Here is a 467-nt window from a genome sequence, read left to right as displayed (position 1 = left end):
ATTGTATTGATCACGAATGTTTGGTCATTGAAGGCCACTGTGTTCGCACCCTTCACGCTGAGGTCAATGCTATCCTTCAAGGTGCTGAGCGTGGTGTTCCCAAAGGCTTTACAGCCTATGTAACCCATTTTCCTTGTCTCAACTGTACAAAACAATTGCTTCAGGTCGGCTGCAAGCGTGTGGTTTATATCAACCAGTACCGAATGGACGACTACGCCCAATACCTTTATCAAGAAAAAGGGACAGAATTGACCCATTTACCACTTGAGACAGTACAGACAGCTCTTAAAGAGGCTGATCTAATGTAAAAATTATCAAAAATAAATGGTTTAGAAAGATTTTTAAACCGTTTTTTGGTATAATAAGAAGAATAAATTGAAAGAAGGAATTCCAAAAATGGGAAAAATTGAAGTTATTAATCACCCACTGATTCAACACAAATTGTCAATCTTGCGTCGTACAGATAC

Annotated in this window: 1 protein-coding gene; it reads left to right on the top strand. The window is 38.5% G+C overall.

Translation table 11 applies throughout. The features are described from left to right. Window positions 1–308, top strand: a 308-nt coding sequence (locus ACGFT1_RS35750; protein ID WP_373913155.1) for a deaminase, incomplete at its 5' end; no start/stop codon positions are given. Window positions 309–467 lie beyond the last annotated feature (159 nt).

Origin of the sequence: Streptomyces sp. Y20, assembly GCF_043195475.1 — a bacterium.
In the GTDB taxonomy this organism is placed as follows: Bacteria; Actinomycetota; Actinomycetes; order Streptomycetales; family Streptomycetaceae; genus Streptomyces.
The sequence above is the reverse complement of the archived record's forward strand: the minus strand, read 5'-3'. Positions and strand labels throughout refer to the sequence as shown.